Source organism: Chlorobaculum parvum NCIB 8327 (genome assembly GCF_000020505.1).
In the GTDB taxonomy this organism is placed as follows: Bacteria; Bacteroidota; Chlorobiia; order Chlorobiales; family Chlorobiaceae; genus Chlorobaculum; species Chlorobaculum parvum_A.
In genome coordinates, this window is sequence record NC_011027.1 from 502,357 (window position 1) to 519,624 (window position 17,268).

Genomic DNA, 17,268 nt, shown 5'->3' on the forward strand with positions numbered 1-17,268 from the left:
TCCTCGCGCTTGCAACCATCATCAGTCATCGTGCAGGAACAGGACCGACAACTTCTCCAGTCTGTCGAAGCGCTTATCTTCGCTTCTGAAGAACCCGTCACGCCGCAGGCTATCTGCCAGATTATCGGCGGAGAGTTCAGCTATCCCGATCTTCAATCGGCCGTTGAGGCGCTCAATCAGGAGTACGAGGCGACCGGCCGCACCTTTCGCATTCATTTTCTTGCCGGCGGCTATCGCTTTCTGACTGATCCGGACCACGGCGATCTCGTGCGGCAATTGCTCGCGCCGGTGATTCAGCGCCGTCTTTCACGCTCAATGCTGGAAGTGCTTTCCGTGATTGCCTGGCATCAGCCGGTGACGAAAGGGGATATTCAGCAGATTCGCGGTGTCAGCCCCGATTACGCTATCGACCGGCTGCTTTCGCGCGGCCTCGTTGAAGTGCGCGGGCGGGCGGACTCTCCCGGCAGGCCGCTGCAGTACGGCACGACGGCCGGGTTTCTCGATCTGTTCCACCTGCCGAGTTTGAAAGATCTTCCCAAGTTACGAGAAATAAAAGAGATACTGCAAGAGCACGAAGAGCAGGAGTATCTGGCTGCTGGCGGTGAGCAATCGCCAGCCGATAACGATGAACCCGCCCAAATGGAGGCACCCGAATGAAGCGATCCGCTCAGGATGAGAAGGTCAGAATCAACAAATATCTCGCCATGTGTGGCATTGCGTCGCGCCGCGCCGCCGACCAGCTCGTGCTCGAAGGGCGGGTCATGGTCAACGGCCACGTTGCCGACCAGCCGGGCTTGCAGATCGATCCGAAGCACGATGAGGTGATCGTCGATGGGCGGCACATGGCGCAGCCTGAGCACAAGAAGGTTTACATTCTTTTCAACAAGCCGCGCAACGTCATCACTACGAGCCACGACGAGCGTGATCGCCAGCAAATTCTCGACTTTGTCGATGTGCCTGAACGGGTTTTTCCGGTCGGACGGCTCGACCGCAAGAGCACCGGCCTGCTTATTCTCACCAACGACGGCACGCTGGCGCATCGCTTGATGCACCCTTCGTCGCTGGTGCAGAAAGAGTATCTCGCCGAACTGGATGCGAAGTTTCCGGGCTCGATGCTCTCCAAGCTGACCAGCGGCATGAGGCTCAAGGATACGGGCGAAAAGGTGAGCCCGTGCCGTGCCAAAATTCTTGATGACGGCATGAGCGTGCTGGTGAGCATCCACGAAGGCAAAAATCATCAGGTGCGCCGCATGTTCAGCACACTCGGTTTCGAGGTCAAGCGGCTCGACCGCGTGGCCTATGCCGGACTGACCCCCGGAGAACTCCGGCGTGGCGAATGGCGCTACCTGAGCCGCAAGGAGGTCGAGCACCTCTATCGGTTATGTGGCAAGGATTGAGTATATTGGCGGTGAAATTTTGGGCTGCTTCGCAAGTTAATCGTTGAGATCAACACGACGATCGGAGTGTAAGCCCACTTGTTCTGCCAAACCATCGGCCCCTAACGATGATGTTCCAGCCATACCCTTTTTCCCGCCGACTGGCTTCGGCGGCAGCGCTTTGCGTGTTTATTTTCTTACCGTTTTCAGCTCTGGCGGATGAATCCATTCAGGAGCTGCTCGATCGTTCCGAACCTGAGAGCAATGCCGAGGAGCTGTTCGGTGTGCTCGAAGATCTGCGCGGGCAGCGTATTTCGGTCAACCTTGCCACCGAAGAGCAGCTGCTCGGACTGCCCCTGCTGACTCCTGCTGATGCGGCGAAGATCATCGACTGGCGCCGACAGCGTGGCCCGATCACCTCGGCAGCTGAACTCGAAAAGATCATCGGCAAGAAGAGCGCGGAGCGTCTGTCCGGCTTTTTCTCATTCGAACTGCCAACAAAGCAAGAGGAAAAAAAGGTTTCCCAACGCATTCGCGGCAGCCTCATCAGCCGGGTCTACCGGGAGAGTCCGCCGCGCGCCGGTATCGAAAACGGCAAGTACGCCGGGGAGAACCGACACCTCTACAATCGGCTTCAGGCAAGTACTCTACAGTATGGTTTCACCGTGCTTCAGGACAGCGATGTCGGTGAAGCGGATTTTGACGATTTCATCTCGTTCAGCGCCTATGCCCGGCGCATCGGTATTCTCGACCAGGCGGTCATCGGTAATTACCGACTCAGTTTTGGCCAGGGGCTGTTGTTCGGTCAGGGGCGATATTTCAGCAAAGGCACCGATGCCATCGATGGCGTGCAGCTCTCTTCCCGGCCGCTTCGCCCCTACGCTTCGGCCGCTGAATACGGCTTCCTGCAGGGCGCTGCCGTGACGCTTTCGCCCGGGGATTTTGAAATGACTGCGTTTACCTCATCCAATAAAGTGGATGCCAGTATCGACGATGGTGTGGTGACGAGCATTTCGACGAGCGGCTATCACCGAACTGCTTCCGAAATCGAAAAAAAAGACAATCTCACCGAGCGGGTCAGCGGCCTCAACCTTCGCTACCGGTATCGCAGCGATGACCTCGACGCCGTTGTCGGCGCGACCTGGGCCGATTATCGTTACGGACTTCCGTTCGACCGGCTCGATGGCGATCGCGGCGGACAGCTCGCATCGGTCGATGCCAGCGCGGTCTATCAGAACGTCCAGCTTTTCGGTGAGGCCGCTTTCTCCGATACTCCCGGCGCAGTCTCCTGGCTTGCCGGTGCGCAGGCCGAGCTGGCCAAAGGCGTTACTGGCGTGGTTTCGATGCGGGAGTATGCTGTCGATTACGTCTCGCCGTTCGCCGGAGCTTTCGCCGAGCGTGGCGACGATGCTTCGAACGAGGAGGGTTTCTACACCGGACTTAGTGCCGATGTGCTCGATAACCTGAATCTTGCCGCGTCGTACGATCTCTTCCGGTTTCCCGAGCTCGATCCGGATCGCTACGCCCTGCCCTCGTCAGGCCACGAAGCCCGGTTGTATGCCACCTGGAAGCCGAGCCGCTCGATAACTCTGGAGGGGCTCTATCAGCATCAGGAGAAAGAGGAGACGAAAACCCAGACCGGCCCCGACACCTATCGTGAGTATGTGATGCCGGTGCCCAAAACCACCAACAGGGTGCAGCTCAGCCTGAAAGCCCGCTGCTCATCGAGCCTTATCCTGAAGTCGCGAGTTGCATTCAAAAGCGTCGAGAGCTCGTTCGTCAGTGGCCTTGAAACCGAACAAGGGCGGCTTTTTTACCAGCAGATCAACTGGAAACGCGGCCCATTCACCCTCAAAACCCGCCTCGCTTTTTTCGATACCGACAGTTACGATGCCGCCCTTTACGCCTACGAGGACGACCTGCCGCTGGTCTACACACTCAGCACCTACTACGGTCAGGGAAAAGCGTGGTTTATTCTGCTCGACTACAAGCCGTTGAAGAATTTCAGGCTTACCGCCAAATACGAAACCACCTGGTACAGTGATCGTGACACATACAGCAGCGGCAACGACCTGCGCGACACCTCATCGCCAAGCTCGTTTGAGTTGGGCGCGCTGCTGCGGTTCTGAGGAAGATTATGGGCATCCAGAGAGCAAAAAGCAGCGTTTTTTCGTCACGCTGCTTTTTTGTTTTTTAGAGTGTTGTCCTTCACGATAATTGAGATGGAGATAGATAGAGAATGCAAGAACTATGGGTTCACGCCCTGACCGTGTTTATGGGGTTTTTCGCCATTATGAACCCCATTGCCAACGTGCCGATATTTCTGAGCCTCACGGAGGGTGACGATGAAAAGACGACGGCAATGGTGGCGTCACGCGCGCTGTTGCTGGCGTTTCTGATCGTGTCGGTTTTTTCGGTGGCCGGGAAGATCATCTTCGATCTTTTCGGCATTACGCTGCCGGCATTTCAGATTACGGGCGGATTGCTGGTGTTTCTGATCGGCTTTCACATGCTGCAGGGCGATCAGTCCAGCGTGCAGCATCCGAGCGACAAGGATAAGAAAAAATCCCTCGAAGCCGCGCTCAGCGTCACGGTCTCCCCGCTGGCGATGCCAATCCTCGCCGGGCCGGGCACGATCGCCACGGCGATGAACTTTTCGACCGGCGAGAACTTCATGGACATGGCCGTGACGATTGTGGTGTTCGGCGTACTTTGCCTCATTACCTATGTGCTGTTTGTCTCGGGAGAGAAGTTTGTCACCTACATCGGAGCCAGCGCGTTAGGCGTTATTACGCGAATGATGGGTTTGATTCTCGCTGTCATCGGGTCTCAGATGGTAATTACGGGAGTACACGGAGCGTTCGGGCTGGCTGGGTGAATTTTTGATAAAAAAGCGGTTTTATGCACAATGTATCCCTTAATGATCTTGCTCGATTAATAGACCAGGCAATTGACTCCGGAAATAAGGCTGCAATTCAGAAATCTATAGAGGTACTTGATGAAGTCTTAGAATGTGAGCTGAATGCCTTGGGTATTGCTCAAATTAATTATTATAAAGCTAATTGTTTTGCTGCTATCCGAAATATAAAAGGTACGGATAAGTTATGGGATTGGGATGATCTTGAAATGGAAAAAGAAATATATTTTCTTCGAATTGCAAAGAATTCTATATCTGATATTCCTTTTGAGCAAGATGGCACTGATTTGCGTTTCAGGATATTGACAAATCTTGCGAATGCATTGAACCATATAGGTAGATTCGCTGAGGCAATTGCTTTGTGGGATGAGGTGTTGGGAGTATTGCCAAATTATTCGATGTCTATAGGAAATCGAGGTTTGGCATTGTACAGGTATGGGGCCTGCCTTTATGATTCTGGCCATCGAAGTCTTTTCTTTAATGAGAGTTACCATCAAATAAAGCGTTCTCTTGAGATTGGCTTAGAGGAGCACGCGGTTGAGGGGATGAGATGCTGGATGAACCACCTATTAGAAATTTATGATTGGGAAAGATTCCATTTTAAGCCTCAAGTAGAATCGCGCGGCAGATCAAAGCAAGAAAAGTTTTATCGTACGTGGTGTTTGAATAATAGGCTTTTTCTTAACCCTCTAAATGATTTATGGAAGGAAGATGTCGCTGCTAATGACATTCTAACATTTCCCTCCGTGATGGTCAAATTGACAGATTTTCCTCATGGAACACCTCCTGAATTTTATGGTATATATAATCAACTGAAGCAGGAGTATGTCAGCGCTCGTTTCGTTTTGTTTGATGCAATTGATGATTCAAAAAAGCGTTTGCACTTTTCTGATAAAAAAGTGAAACTGTATGATATGCTTGATTATCGAGTATATCGGCTTTGGGTTGAAAAACTTAAAATGGCATTTCTTGGCGCACATGCAATTTTTGATAAAATAGCTTACTTGGTTAACTCTTACTGGGAATTGGGTTTAAATGTTAGACGGATAAATTATAAGACATGTTGGTTTAGTGAGGGACGGGCTGATTTAGGTTTGGCAATGCCATTTAAATCTTCAAAAAACTGGGCATTGAGAGGATTGTATTGGGTAAGTAAAGAGTTTATTGGTGAGAAAGAGAAAAATAGTCCTCTTCAACCTGAAGCGTGGCATATCTCAGAAATTCGCAACCATATAGCACATAAATACTTAAAGGTTTATGATCATTATCTAGTTGATGCGAAGCAATTGCGAGTTCATAAGGGGCATGATTGGGAATATCCAATTAGTGATCGCGAATTGATTAGTCAAACATTAAATCTTTTAAAGTTGGTGCGAAATGCATTGATATATTTATCATTGGCAGCGCATAACGAGGAACAAAGAAAACGGGAAGAAGTTGATAAGGGTCTAATAGGGGAATTTCAGCTTGTTGAGGTTGAAGATAAATATCGTATATAGGTACACAAAACTTGAAAAATAGCTGTACGACAAAAATAGAGATTTATTACTATATCTTTCCCTCACCCCTCTATCCCGCCGCCTTGACCAATCTATCACGTATCGCTCGTCCAATGCCCTCCTCTGGCGGTAGCTCGCAATAAATCGTTCTTATCCCTTCCGCATCGCAGGTTCTGAAAAAGCCGAACAGCACACGGGCGTATTCGTCCAGGTCGTGGCATTGGAGGGATTTTGTGGCTCCGGCTGGCGGAGTTGAGAGGCCGATCCAGGCAGCTTTTTGTTCAGTCGGCAGGCTTGATGGCGCGGTTTCGACGAGGATGATTTCGGCTTCGGGGCTGTAGTGGCGGTATTTCTGGCCAGGGCTTTTCGGGGCTTCTCCCTCCCGGCAGGTTGTCGCGACTTTTATATCCGGCACAATCTCTTGTAGTGCTTCGAGGCTGATGGCTCCGCTGCGGAGCAGGAGCGGTGGCTTGACGGAGCAGTCGACAATGGTCGATTCGAGGCCGATGGTGCTTGGCTCGCCGCGCAAGAGGCAGGCGATTTTGCCGCCGAGGTCGTGATAGACAGTTTTCCAGTCCGTCGGGCTTGGACGGCCTGAAACGTTGGCCGATGGCGCGGCGACCGGGTGCTTGCAGTGCCGCAGAAACTCCGCGGCTTGTGAGTGCGCCGGGCAGCGCACGCCGACGGTCGGCAATCCGGCGGAGACGATGTCGGGCACCGAGTCGCGTTTTTTCAGCACGATGGTCAGCGGCCCTGGGAAGTAGCGCTCGATGAGGCGCTGTGCAGCTTCGTTGATCTCTCTCGCCACTTCGCCAACTCGGTCGGGCGAGGCGACGTGCACGATGAGCGGATTGTCCGATGGCCGTCCCTTAGCCCTGAAAATTCCGGCCACCGCGTCTGGATTGAACGCATCGGCTCCGAGGCCATAGACGGTTTCGGTCGGAAAGGCGACCGTCTCGCCCCGGTTGAGGTGGCTTGCGGCCTCTTCGGGCTTGTCGGTCACGAGAGTCTGCATCGGTCGAAGGAGGCGGTCAGTGAACGAGTGCGTTCATCGCTTCGGGGAAAAACCAGGTGTAGCAAAGCATTGCAGTGATTGCTCCGGCCATCGGCACGCTGAGATTGTCGTCAATCCTGAACTCGCCGATTTTCAGCACCAGCGCTTCGGTGACGGTTCCGGCAACCGCCATGACAAGGCCAACCGGAAACAGCATTCCGGGAATGATGGTGACGATGGGGATGGCGCTCACAAAAAAAGCCAGACTTCCTTCAAGGCTTTTCTGCCCGAAATGGTGTCGTCCGAACTTTTTGCCTACCAGTGCGGCTACGGTATCGGAGACCGAGACCATCGCAAATGCACCCACGGCAATCGTTTTCGGGAAAAAGAGGATCAGCAGGAACGCGGCCAGCGTGATCCAGGTCGCTCCGTTCAGATGCAGCCGCTCTTTGTTCAGCTCATGGTCGCGAAGCATGCTGTCGAAAGTTGCATGATACCAGGTCGAAATCGACGGGACGACATTCTTGAGCACATCGACGAGAAGAAATCCCGCTGTGACGGGAGCGAGAATCAGGAGAGCCTGTTTTTTACCGATGTGCCAGTAAATCAGCGGAATCAGAAGCGAGGAAAGGTGAATGGCCTTGCGAGCGAATTCGTGCCTGAAATGCAATTTGTCAGGCTTTGTTTCGACCTTTGCGTTTTTAAACGATCGATTCATCTCGCCAGAGTGGTTCAGGATGGTTTGTCATTCACAGTCGGGCACAAAGCATACGCAGGCTGAATATACACTGAAAATCCCGGATGATGAAAGATTGGTCGTTGCCCTTGGCCGGGGATGCGTTTTTCGGTTAAATCGCTTATTTTAACCCCCGACAGGGCATCTCTGAAAAGTGTCGTGAGCGCTTTGAGTGCAAGGCGGATGGAGCGCAGAACCCGGAGCGTACTTGAAGTGCGCGAGGATTTCGAGCACTAGCCAACGCAGCAATCGGAGCACGCAACAGGTTTTCAGAGACGTTCGACAGTATCTCGTTACCATTCTCAACAGCATGTCAACAGAGAAACTAAGGGTAGCCGCCATCGACCTCGGCACCAACTCCTTTCACATGGTTATTGTCGAGGAGAGCGAGGCCAAAGGAATCGTCGAGATCGACCGGGTCAAGGATATGATCTGTATCGGCCGGGGCAGCATTTCGACCAAGAAGCTCGATAAGGGGGCGATGGAGGCCGGTGTGGCCGCGCTTCGGAACTTCCTGGTGCTGGCGACGCAGCACGAAGTGCCCGTTCGGAACATCATCGCTTTCGCCACCAGTGCCATTCGCGAGGCTGACAACCGGCAGGAGTTCATCGATATGGTTCGGCGTGAGACCGGGCTTGAGGTCAAGATCATCTCCGGCAAGGAGGAGGCGCAGTTCATCTATTACGGCGTGCGCAATGCCGTAACCTTGCGCGACAAGCCCGATCTGCTGTTCGACATCGGCGGCGGTTCGGTGGAGTTCATCATTGCCGACAAAGGCAAAGCGCATCTGCTTGAAAGCCGCAAGATCGGCGTGGCGAGGATGATGGAGCGGTTCCTGACCACCGATCCGGTCTCGGAGCACGAACGGAAGCTTTTGGAGCAGTTTTTTGCTTCCGAGATCTTCGATTCGGCTGAAAAAGCGCGCGAGCTTGGCGTGACCCGCGCGATTGCCTCTTCCGGCACTGCCGAGAACATCGCCCGCATGATTCGCGCGGGCAAGGATGCCGAGGGCGGGGATGCGCTGAACCAGACCGGCTTTACCCGGCAGGAGTTCGAGAATTTCTATAAATCGGTGATCTCGATGGACCGCGCTGCGCGTCGCAAGCTGACCGGTCTGGACGAGAAGCGGGTCGATCTGATTGTGCCCGGCCTGATTCTGATCAACGTCATTTTTCGGGAGTTCAACCTCAGGGAGGTGGTTATTTCCGATTCGGCGTTGCGCGAGGGGATGGTGGTGCACTACATCGCCTCCATGCGTGGGCGAAAGGGGAGTTGCCCGCTCGATATTCGCCGTCAGAGCGTTATCGAACTGGCCCATCGCTGCAACTGGCACGAGCCGCATTCGCGGCAGGTGGCGCGGCTGTCGCTGATGCTGTTCGACCAGCTCAAACCGTTGCACGGCCTCAAGCCGCACTACCGCGAGCTGCTCGAATACGCCGCGCTGCTGCACAATATCGGCGTATTTATCTCGATCTCAGCGCACCACAAGCACTCCCAGTATATCATCATGAACAGCGATCTCCGTGGCTTTGCGCCGACGGAGATCGATATTATCGGCAACGTCGCTCGCTACCACCGCAAGCAGCCGCCGACGGAAAAGCATCCGCTCTACAGCCAGCTCAAGCCTTCGCATCGCCGCGCAGTCGATGTGCTGTCGGGGATTTTGCGCGTGGCCAACGGGCTCGAACGCGGGCACCGGCAGAACGTGCAATCGATTACCATGCGTGACGAGCCGAAGCGCATCGTCATCAACGCGCTGGCTCGCTATGAACCCGACATCGAGCTGTGGGCGGTGAGCGGCCACAAGGAGTGGCTCGAAGAGGTGCTTGGCAAGCCGATCGTGATCGAGGCTTCGCTGCAGTGATGGCGCTGTACGATGAGCTTTCCAGACCGGGTTCGCTCTGGTTTGAATCCACCTGTCCGGACGCGCGCTACGGCGAATCCCTCCTTTTTACCGATCCGGTCGAAATCCTGACGCTCCATTCCGGTGATGACATCCGGGCCTGGTTTGAAAGCCTTGAGTCGCGGCTTGAAAAAGGGTATGCGCTGGCCGGATGGCTCGGTTACGAAGCGGGCTATCTGCTTGATTCGGCGCTTGACAGGTGCGCCTGGCCTGACGAGGGGCGGACGCTGCTCGGATGGTTCGGTGTCTATCGTGCTCCGAAGCGGATCGGCCGTGAGCAGATCGATGCAGCGGACGAGCAGGCGGCCGTGCGCAAGTGCGCGGTTTCCGGGTTCGGCTTCGAGTTTGACGAAGCTGAGTATTGCCAGCGCATCGACCGGCTCAAAGATGAAATTGCAGCGGGCAACGTCTATCAGGTCAACTTTACCGGGCGTTGCGGTTTCACGTTTGACGGCTCTCCGGAGGCGCTCTACGTTGCCATGAAGCGCCGCCAACCCTCGCCGTGGTCGGCCATGCTCAACACCGGCGACCGGCTGGTGCTCTCCTTTTCGCCCGAGCTGTTTTTTGTTCGTGAGGGGCGCTTGATCGAAACCATGCCGATGAAGGGTACCGCGCCGAGAATGACAAGCGCTGAGGAGGATCGTGCCGCTCGTGAAGGGTTGGCGAAGTGCGAAAAGAACCGGGCGGAGAACCTGATGATTGTCGATCTTCTGCGCAACGATCTTGGGCGCATCTGCGAGACCGGGTCGGTACAGGCATCCGACCTGTTCGAGACGCAGACCTATCCGACCCTGCACCAGATGGTTTCGACCATTCGTGGCGAGCTTCGCGACGAGACCCGCCTGCACGACCTGTTCCGGGCGCTGTTCCCCTGCGGTTCGGTGACCGGTGCGCCGAAAGTGCGGGCGATGAAGCTGATCCGCGAGCTGGAACGCAGCCCGCGAGGCGTCTATACCGGCGCGGTCGGTTTCATGCTGCCGGGCGGGCGAACGGCCTTCAACGTGGCGATCCGAACTATCGAGCTACAGGGACGGCGCGGCGTGTATGGCACTGGCAGCGGTATCGTCTGGGACTCGGAGCCGCAGCAGGAGTTCCGGGAGTGTATGCTCAAGACCGAGATTCTCTCCGGACTTGTTCCATCATCCCCTGGCATTTTCGAGACTATCCAGTGGAATGGATTCGACTATCTGCTGCTCGACGACCATCTCGACCGGCTTTTTGCATCGGCACAAGCGCTTGGGATCAAGGTTGACCAGAGTGCCGTGCTTGATGAGCTGGATGCAAAGGCGGAGGAGCTTCGGGCGCTTGGCGGTCGTCACCGCGTCAGATTGACGCTTGGCCACAACGGCGACGTGCTGGTGGAATCGGAGCCATTTACGCTCGACTTGTCCGGCAACTCTGTCCGGGTGTGCATCGCCAGCGAACGGGTCGATTCCGCCGATTCGCTGCTTCATTACAAGACGACGGCCCGTAATCGCTACGATCAGGCGCTGATGCAGGCGATGGGCAAAGGATTTGGCGAGGTGCTGTTCCTGAACGAGCGTGGAGAGTTGACCGAAGGGGCCATCAGCAATGTGCTGCTTCGGATCGACGGTAGCTGGTTTACACCACCCGAATCATCCGGGCTGCTCAACGGCGTGTTCCGGCGTTACCTCTTGCGCACTCGTCCCTGGATCAAAGAACGATCGCTTACCCTCGACGATCTTCGCCGTGCCGAGATCGTGTTGATCTGCAATTCTCTGCGGGGGATGCGCCGTGCCGAGGTCGATATTTCCGAATGATCGCTTCTCAGAGGTTGAAGCGCAACCAGCAGCGCCGTATATTGATACCAGAAATCGTTTTAGCAACCGCTAACCTCCTCCAGCCATGAGAGACCACACGCCGAATTTCAAAATGCTCGAACTTTCCGACGAGAGCAAGCGACTCATCAAAGATACGGTCACCCAGCTTTTGGAAAAGCTTTCCGGCGATGGTCAGCTTACTCCGGATGCGCGTCTTGAGTTCTGGGTCGAGATCCCCGGCGTGAAGCATCCCCGCGGGACCTTCCGGGGCGGCTGCCTCATGCCCGACAGCTATCTCTGTCTCTCAGACTGGTTCAAGGCTGGAACTCCGGCAATCGAAGCTGGTGAGGAGTATGCCGAGAAAGAGCATCCGCTCGACGAGGCTTGGGCTGACCTGCTTGACGAGTTGTACTACCAGATCGAAATTTTCACCTCGATGGCCACAGCCAATCAGGGGATTACGATCGAACTCTGGGCTGGTACCCGGAATCGCCCTGAGTGCGAGTGGCTTTATGCCGTGGATAAAAAGATCGAGTTGCCGTAAGAGAAAGAAGCGAACAAAAGAATGGAAAAGAGCGCTTGTTGCTCTTGACGGCAAGGGCGACCAGTTGGTCGCCCTTGATGTTTTGTGACTACGAAAGCACTTTTTCAGGCCAGTCGCAAGCTTCGATGATTGGGCACTTGCTGCACTCCGGCTTCTTTGCCTTGCAGGTGTAGCGTCCGTGCAGGACGAGGTAGTGGTGGAAGTCGATCATTCTCGATTCGGGAATGATTTTGAGTAGCGCCTCTTCGGTCTGTTCCGGCTTCGAGGTTTTGCAGAGGCCGATGCGGTTCGAGACGCGGTGCACGTGCGTATCGACCGGCATGGTCGGCACGCCGAATGCATTGCTCAGCACCACGTTGGCCGTCTTCCTTCCAACCCCCGGCAGGCTTTCCAGCGCTTCGCGTGAAGCCGGAACATCGCCGCCGAACTCATCGACAAGCCGCTGGCTCATAGCGAGAATATTTTTCGCCTTGTTGTTGTAGTAGTTGATCGGACGGATGATGGTTTTGATGTCATCCACATCCATGCGGCTCATCGCTTCGGCGTCGGGTGCGGCTTTGAACAGTTCGACCGTGAGCTGGTTGACCTTTTTGTCGGTCGCCTGCGCGGCCATGATGGTGGCCACCAGAAGCTGGAACGGAGTTTCGTAGTCCAGCTCGCTTTTCGGGTTCGGCCAGACGGCCGTGAGCGCCTTGTCGATGAAGGCGATCTTTTCGGGGACGGTCATGCTCATGGCTTTTGGCGCGCGTTAGCGGTTGCTTTCCGACTTCTGCATCTTCGACTCGGTGTGGTCGATCAGGCCGCGTCCGCACTTCTGGATGCGTCCCTCGGCTTTCAGGTCGTTGAAAATGGCGTCGAGAATGCCATTGACAAACTTGCTGCTCTTTTCGGTGCTGTTGAACTTCTTGGCAATTTCAATCGCTTCGTTGATCGAAACCTTCGGCGGAATGTCTTCGCAGTAGAGGATTTCGGCAAGGGCCATGCGCAGGATGTTTTTGTCGATGATCGCAATGCGGTTCATGTCCCAGTTGAAGGTGTGCTTGGCTATATGTCGGTCGATCTCTTCGCGATGGTCGATGATGCTTTTCATCAGGTGGTTGAAGAACTTCATCGCGTTCGGGTCGTCTGCCATCTCCTTGGTCAGCAGCCAGTTGGTCGCCGAGTCGGTATCGACATCCCGGAGTTCAAGCGTGTAAAGCGCCTGAATGATTTTTTCTCTGAGCTGCCGTCGGTAGGTCTTCATGATGCGGAATTAAGAGTGTTTTGGTGTAAGGATGCTGGCGAGAACTTCATCGGTCTCGGCAAAATTTCTGAACAGCGTTCCGGGTTTGTGCCGGGCCAGCTCCTCCATCGTAAAATTGCCGGTCGCTACGGCGATCGAGCGGGCATCGAGTTCGCGCGCGCAACGGATGTCGTGTTCGGTGTCGCCGATAATAACGATTTGCGAGGAGGAATAGTTTGCTCCGGTCATGCGCCGGGCCCGTTCGAGCGCGATATGGGGAAGTTCGTTGCGGTCGAGCGCGTCGTCTGCGAAGGCGCCGAACGGAAAGTAGTGGTCGATCTCCGGGAGTTTGAGCTTGTGGCGTCCCGAGCCTTCGAAGTTGCCGGTCAACAGGCCGAGCAGGATATCGCTTCGAACTGAAAGGGTGTCGAGCAGTTCGCGTACCCCTTCGAGCAGGGTGATGTCTTCACGCCGTGCGCGTTCGCGGAAAAGGGCGATGTAGGCTTCCTTGGCTTTATCGAACTTGTCTGCAATTTCGGCACGTTCGAGTCCGACGTTGGAGAGCACTTCGTAGATGATTGCCCCGTCCATCTTGCCGGAGAAGTCGTGACTGCCGGTGCTGCCTTCGGTGCCGTACACCTCGATGAGCGCGTCGGCCAGCACGCGTCGGTTCATGCTTCCGACTTTCAGAAGGGTTCCATCGATGTCGAACAGAACAAGTGTGCGGGACATAATCAGGATGCTGTTTCCTCAGAGCGTGCGTTTTCGATCTTGACCGGAATGAGTTTTGAAACTCCTTCCTCTTCCATCGTGACGCCGTAAAGTGCCTGGCACGAGGCCATGCTCTTTTTGTTGTGCGTAACGATAATAAATTGAGTGTTATTCTCAAATTTTTTCAGAAGCTTGATGAAACGCCCGACGTTGGCGTCGTCGAGCGGCGCATCGACCTCGTCGAGGATGCAGAAGGGGCTCGGCTTGACCAGGTAGATCGCAAACAGCAGCGACAGCGCGGTCAGCGCTTTTTCGCCGCCGCTGAGCTGCTCGATGGCCAGTGGCTTCTTGCCGCGCGGCTTGGCGACGATCTGGATGTGCGCTTCGAGCGGATCGTCCTCCGCCGTGTGGATCAACAGATCAACCTCGTCTTCAGGGTCGAACAGGTCGTGGAAAATCCGGATGAAGTTCTTCCGCACCTGGTCGAAGGTTTCCCGGAATTTTTCGAGCGCCGTACGGTTGATCTCCTCGATGGTCTCCCTGAGCTGCTTTTCGGCGCTGACCAGATCCTCTTTCTGAGCAGTCAGGAAGTCGAGGCGCTCCTTTTCGGCATCGTACTCCTCCAGCGCCAGTTCGTTCACACCACCGAACTGCTCTTTCTGTTTTTGCAGGTAGGCGAGTCGCTCCTTCGATTTTTCGAGATCGAACCCTTCGGGCAGGTGCGCCGGGATCGGGTCGAGCTCGACGCCGTAGCGCTCCATGACTGTGGTTTGCAGATGGTTGATGCCCTGCTCGAGTTTGACTTTACTGTTGCTGAACTCGGAGAGCATTTGCTGAGAAAGGTCGTGCTTGCGCCGCAGATCCCGGAGGTTGGACAGCGCGTCATGGTTTTTGGTCTGGAGGTCGCGGTATGAGGACTCCAGTTCGTTGAGCGCCTGTTGCTGTTTTGCCGAGACAATCAGCGTTTTTTCATGTTCGGCGGCGGTCTGGGTGATGGCCTGGCCGAGCACCTCGATCTCTTTTTCAGCACGTCCGATCTGATGCTGCATGCCGCTGATTTCGTCGCTGAGCGTGACGATTGCCTGTTGGCAGGCTTCAGCTTTGAAGCTGTGTTTTTCGAGATCGAGCTGCGCGTCGCGGAAGCGGCCCTGCTGCGCCTGAAGCTCGGCGTGCAGCTTCCGACTGCGCTCCTCCTCTGCGGAGAGTGCCTCCTGCATGGTGTTCACCTCCTGCTGGCCGTGCTCAAGCTTTTCTTCGAGCTGGCGGATTTCCGGTAGCAGGTTCTCCAGCTCGCTTTCCGCTGTCCGGATCGACGCTTTGATAGCCTCCATCTCTTTGCCTGTACGTTCGATCTGGTCGGCTCCCGAGCGCTCTTCGGCTTCGAACCGGGCAAGCGCTTTTTCGAACGCGGCGATCTCCTGGTTGACCGCTGAGGCCTCTCGTCTGATTTTTTGCGGATCGATGGCGTTCAGCTCGTTCCGGAGTTCCGTCAGCGTTTTTTCGGCTTCGGCAATGTTGGCAACCACCTCGTTCATGTTCTGCTGCAACTGGTCGCGTTCGGCCTTTTTGCCGAGCCGCAGGCTGTCGCTGCCCTTGGGACTGCCGCCGAAGAGTACGCCGCGCCGCGTGAACTTTTCGCCGCTGGCAGTGATGAAGAGCGCTTCGGGGTGGTGTTCGGCAAGGCGTTCGGCGGTATCGAGATTGTCCACCACGTAGCGATGCTGCAGGAGCAGCTGTAACGCTCGGGCGAGCTCGTCCGGCCCCTGCACCAGATCGACCGCCCGTTGTGCACCTTCGATTTCGGCGTAGTCGATACCGTTGCCGTTGGCGATCATGTCGAGCACGAGGAAGTGCACCTTGCCCTTGTCGGCTCTGGTGAGGTTCGAGATGGCCTTTTTTGCCTCGTCGAGCGTGTGGCAGAGGTAGTAGCCGAGGCTTTCGCCAAAGGCTGCGTTGAGTGCTTTTTTATGGCGCTCTTCGACCGAAATCAGATCCGACAGGCAGCCGAGTCCCGGTTTGCCGTCACGCTGCTTTTCGAGGAATGCCACCCCTTCGGGCAGGCCTTCGAACTTTTCGAGAATCGAGTCGCACAGCCTGATCTGGTTGTTCAGGTGGTTGTGCTCGCTCTTGCGGGTCAGCAGCTCCTCTTTCTGTTTTTCAACCTCTTCCGACATGCTTGCCCTGCGCTGGAGCAGGCGCTCCTCCTCCTCTTTGAGGTTTTCGAGCGTTCGCAGCTTCTCTTCGAGCTGTCCGGAGGTGCGGAGCCTGTCGGGTTCGAAGCGTTCGAGCGACTGCTCCAGCTCGCGCTTGCGCTGTTCGAGCCGGGCGAGCGAGCCTTCGAGGTGCTCTTTGCGCGTGCGGAGCGACTGGCGGGTGAGGTTCAGCTTGTTGATCGCCTGTTGCTGCTCGGCGGTTGAACGGCGTTCATCGTGCAGTCGCTTCCGGCCTTCGTCGAGCGCCGAGTTCAGTGCCGCTTCCTGCTGCTTGAGCTTCTCGAACGCTTCGAGAGCGCTTGCGCACGCCTCCTCCAGCGGCGTTTTCCGTTTGGACAACTCCTTTGACAACGCCTCCTGTTCGAGCCTTCGGCGGCCTTTATCGGCTATCGAATAGTTCAGCCTGTCGATGGTCTGGCGCAGGCTTTTCTGCTTCTCCTGCTCCTGCAGCAACTGCTTTTCGAGGGTGTGCACGAGCTGGTTGGTGGCGTTCAGCTCCTTCTGCTCTTCGGCGAGTTTTCGTTCGAGATCGAGCTGTCGCAGTTCGGACTCCTGTTGTGAGCTGTCGAGTTTGGCGATGGTGGCTGCAAGTTCGTGGCACTGGCGTTCCTCGGCGGCGATGGAGTCGAGCAGCGGCTTGAGCTTTTGCAGGTGCTCGTCCATCGAGAGCGCCGACAGGGTCAGGTCGAGCGTTCGCAGCTCCTCTTTGATCTCTTTGTACCGCTCGGCTTTGCGTACCTGAAGTTTGAGTGAGCGCACCTTCTTTTCCACCTCGGCCAGCACGTCATCCACGCGGGCCAGGTCGCGCGAGGCACTTTCGAGCTGGCGGAAGGTCTGCTTGCGGCGCTGCTTGTAGCGGGTGATGCCGGCGGCTTCTTCAAACAGCTTCAGGCGTTCCTCGCTCTTGTTGCTGATGATCTCCTCGATCATCTTCAGCTCGATAACCGAATAGGCGTCGCTGCCCATGCCGGTGTCGGCGAAGAGGTCGAGGATGTCCTTGAGGCGGCAGGGCACCATGTTGAGCAGGTAGTCGCTGTCGCCGTTGCGATAGAGGCGCCGCGTGATGGTGACCTCGGTGTACTCGGTCGGCAGGACGTTGCGCGTGTTCTCGATGGTGAGGGAGACCTCGGTGAAGCTGAGAGGTTTGAGCCGTTTGGTGCCGTTGAAGATGATGCTCTCCATTTTTGGTGAGCGGAGCAGCATCGATTTCTGCTCGCCGAGCACCCAGCGGATGGCATCGACAACGTTCGTTTTGCCGCACCCGTTCGGCCCGACAATGGCGGTGAGACCCTTGTCGAAGTGTATCCTGACCCTGTGGGCGAAGCTTTTGAAACCGAAAAGTTCGATTTTCGACAGGTACATGAACGGGGTA

The 17,268-nt window shown here is 55.8% G+C and carries 14 protein-coding genes; 8 read left to right on the forward strand and 6 right to left on the reverse strand.

What is annotated here, in order from left to right:
* The first annotated feature begins 30 nt into the window (after positions 1–30).
* The 5 genes from scpB to CPAR_RS02445 all read left to right on the forward strand — a co-directional run bounded on the left by scpB (position 31) and on the right by CPAR_RS02445 (position 5,792).
* Positions 31–657 carry an SMC-Scp complex subunit ScpB gene (gene scpB, locus CPAR_RS02425; protein ID WP_012501727.1) on the forward strand — a complete coding sequence of 209 codons (627 nt, stop codon included), beginning with the start codon at positions 31–33 and terminating at the stop codon, positions 655–657.
* The gene (locus CPAR_RS02430) at positions 654–1,397 is read left to right on the forward strand and encodes a pseudouridine synthase (RefSeq protein ID WP_012501728.1); all 744 of its coding nucleotides are present in this window, start codon (positions 654–656) and stop codon (positions 1,395–1,397) included. Before scpB ends, CPAR_RS02430 begins: the two co-directional genes overlap by 4 nt.
* Before the next feature lie 107 nt (positions 1,398–1,504).
* Positions 1,505–3,505, forward strand: coding sequence for a ComEA family DNA-binding protein (locus tag CPAR_RS02435; protein WP_012501729.1), 2,001 nt, complete (start codon positions 1,505–1,507; stop codon positions 3,503–3,505).
* A gap of 110 nt (positions 3,506–3,615) precedes the next feature.
* Positions 3,616–4,254: a MarC family protein gene (locus tag CPAR_RS02440; protein ID WP_012501730.1), complete on the forward strand. Its 639-nt coding sequence runs from the start codon at positions 3,616–3,618 to the stop codon at positions 4,252–4,254.
* A gap of 23 nt (positions 4,255–4,277) precedes the next feature.
* Positions 4,278–5,792, forward strand: a complete 1,515-nt coding sequence (locus CPAR_RS02445; protein WP_012501731.1) for an LA2681 family HEPN domain-containing protein — start codon at positions 4,278–4,280, stop codon at positions 5,790–5,792.
* 70 nt (positions 5,793–5,862) lie between these two features.
* On the opposite strand, the gene CPAR_RS02450 is transcribed toward CPAR_RS02445, so the two are convergent.
* Together CPAR_RS02450 and CPAR_RS02455 are read right to left on the reverse strand one after the other, a co-directional pair.
* Positions 5,863–6,807, reverse strand: a complete 945-nt coding sequence (locus CPAR_RS02450) for an L-threonylcarbamoyladenylate synthase (RefSeq protein ID WP_012501732.1) — start codon at positions 6,805–6,807, stop codon at positions 5,863–5,865.
* 16 nt (positions 6,808–6,823) lie between these two features.
* Positions 6,824–7,504 carry a diacylglycerol/polyprenol kinase family protein gene (locus CPAR_RS02455; RefSeq protein ID WP_012501733.1) on the reverse strand — a complete coding sequence of 227 codons (681 nt, stop codon included), beginning with the start codon at positions 7,502–7,504 and terminating at the stop codon, positions 6,824–6,826.
* Between the two features lie 328 nt (positions 7,505–7,832).
* On the opposite strand from CPAR_RS02455, the gene CPAR_RS02460 reads away from it, so the two are divergent.
* The 3 genes from CPAR_RS02460 (at position 7,833) to CPAR_RS02470 (ending at position 11,750) form a co-directional block, all read left to right on the forward strand.
* Entirely contained in the window at positions 7,833–9,386 is a 1,554-nt protein-coding gene (locus CPAR_RS02460; protein WP_012501734.1) for a Ppx/GppA phosphatase family protein, read from the forward strand.
* Entirely contained in the window at positions 9,386–11,206 is a 1,821-nt protein-coding gene (gene pabB, locus CPAR_RS02465) for an aminodeoxychorismate synthase component I (protein ID WP_012501735.1), read from the forward strand. Before CPAR_RS02460 ends, pabB begins: the two co-directional genes overlap by 1 nt.
* Before the next feature lie 85 nt (positions 11,207–11,291).
* Positions 11,292–11,750, forward strand: a complete 459-nt coding sequence (locus tag CPAR_RS02470) for a hypothetical protein (RefSeq protein WP_012501736.1) — start codon at positions 11,292–11,294, stop codon at positions 11,748–11,750.
* Between the two features lie 88 nt (positions 11,751–11,838).
* On the opposite strand, the gene nth is transcribed toward CPAR_RS02470, so the two are convergent.
* The 4 genes from nth to smc are packed head-to-tail and all read right to left on the reverse strand — an operon-like array spanning position 11,839 to position 17,258.
* Entirely contained in the window at positions 11,839–12,483 is a 645-nt protein-coding gene (gene nth, locus CPAR_RS02475; RefSeq protein WP_012501737.1) for an endonuclease III, read from the reverse strand.
* 15 nt (positions 12,484–12,498) lie between these two features.
* Positions 12,499–12,993, reverse strand: coding sequence for a transcription antitermination factor NusB (nusB, locus tag CPAR_RS02480; RefSeq protein ID WP_012501738.1), 495 nt, complete (start codon positions 12,991–12,993; stop codon positions 12,499–12,501).
* Positions 12,994–13,002: 9 nt separating this feature from the next.
* Positions 13,003–13,704: an HAD family hydrolase gene (locus tag CPAR_RS02485; RefSeq protein ID WP_012501739.1), complete on the reverse strand. Its 702-nt coding sequence runs from the start codon at positions 13,702–13,704 to the stop codon at positions 13,003–13,005.
* Positions 13,705–13,706: 2 nt separating this feature from the next.
* A complete protein-coding gene (gene smc / locus CPAR_RS02490; RefSeq protein WP_012501740.1) occupies positions 13,707–17,258 on the reverse strand; it encodes a chromosome segregation protein SMC in 3,552 nt (1,183 codons plus the stop codon).
* Positions 17,259–17,268 lie beyond the last annotated feature (10 nt).

What these genes read in the sequence shown, in the direction of transcription:
- CPAR_RS02430 (WP_012501728.1), top strand. Translation starts at nt 654, where the DNA reads ATGAAGCGATCCGCTCAGGATGAGAAGGTCAGAATCAACAAATATCTC.
- CPAR_RS02435 (WP_012501729.1), top strand. Translation starts at nt 1,505, where the DNA reads ATGATGTTCCAGCCATACCCTTTTTCCCGCCGACTGGCTTCGGCGGCA.
- CPAR_RS02440 (WP_012501730.1), top strand. Translation starts at nt 3,616, where the DNA reads ATGCAAGAACTATGGGTTCACGCCCTGACCGTGTTTATGGGGTTTTTC.
- CPAR_RS02445 (WP_012501731.1), top strand. Translation starts at nt 4,278, where the DNA reads ATGCACAATGTATCCCTTAATGATCTTGCTCGATTAATAGACCAGGCA.
- CPAR_RS02450 (WP_012501732.1), bottom strand. Translation starts at nt 6,807, where the DNA reads ATGCAGACTCTCGTGACCGACAAGCCCGAAGAGGCCGCAAGCCACCTC.
- CPAR_RS02455 (WP_012501733.1), bottom strand. Translation starts at nt 7,504, where the DNA reads ATGAATCGATCGTTTAAAAACGCAAAGGTCGAAACAAAGCCTGACAAA.
- CPAR_RS02460 (WP_012501734.1), top strand. Translation starts at nt 7,833, where the DNA reads ATGTCAACAGAGAAACTAAGGGTAGCCGCCATCGACCTCGGCACCAAC.
- pabB (WP_012501735.1), top strand. Translation starts at nt 9,386, where the DNA reads ATGGCGCTGTACGATGAGCTTTCCAGACCGGGTTCGCTCTGGTTTGAA.
- CPAR_RS02470 (WP_012501736.1), top strand. Translation starts at nt 11,292, where the DNA reads ATGAGAGACCACACGCCGAATTTCAAAATGCTCGAACTTTCCGACGAG.
- nth (WP_012501737.1), bottom strand. Translation starts at nt 12,483, where the DNA reads ATGAGCATGACCGTCCCCGAAAAGATCGCCTTCATCGACAAGGCGCTC.
- nusB (WP_012501738.1), bottom strand. Translation starts at nt 12,993, where the DNA reads ATGAAGACCTACCGACGGCAGCTCAGAGAAAAAATCATTCAGGCGCTT.
- CPAR_RS02485 (WP_012501739.1), bottom strand. Translation starts at nt 13,704, where the DNA reads ATGTCCCGCACACTTGTTCTGTTCGACATCGATGGAACCCTTCTGAAA.
- smc (WP_012501740.1), bottom strand. Translation starts at nt 17,258, where the DNA reads ATGTACCTGTCGAAAATCGAACTTTTCGGTTTCAAAAGCTTCGCCCAC.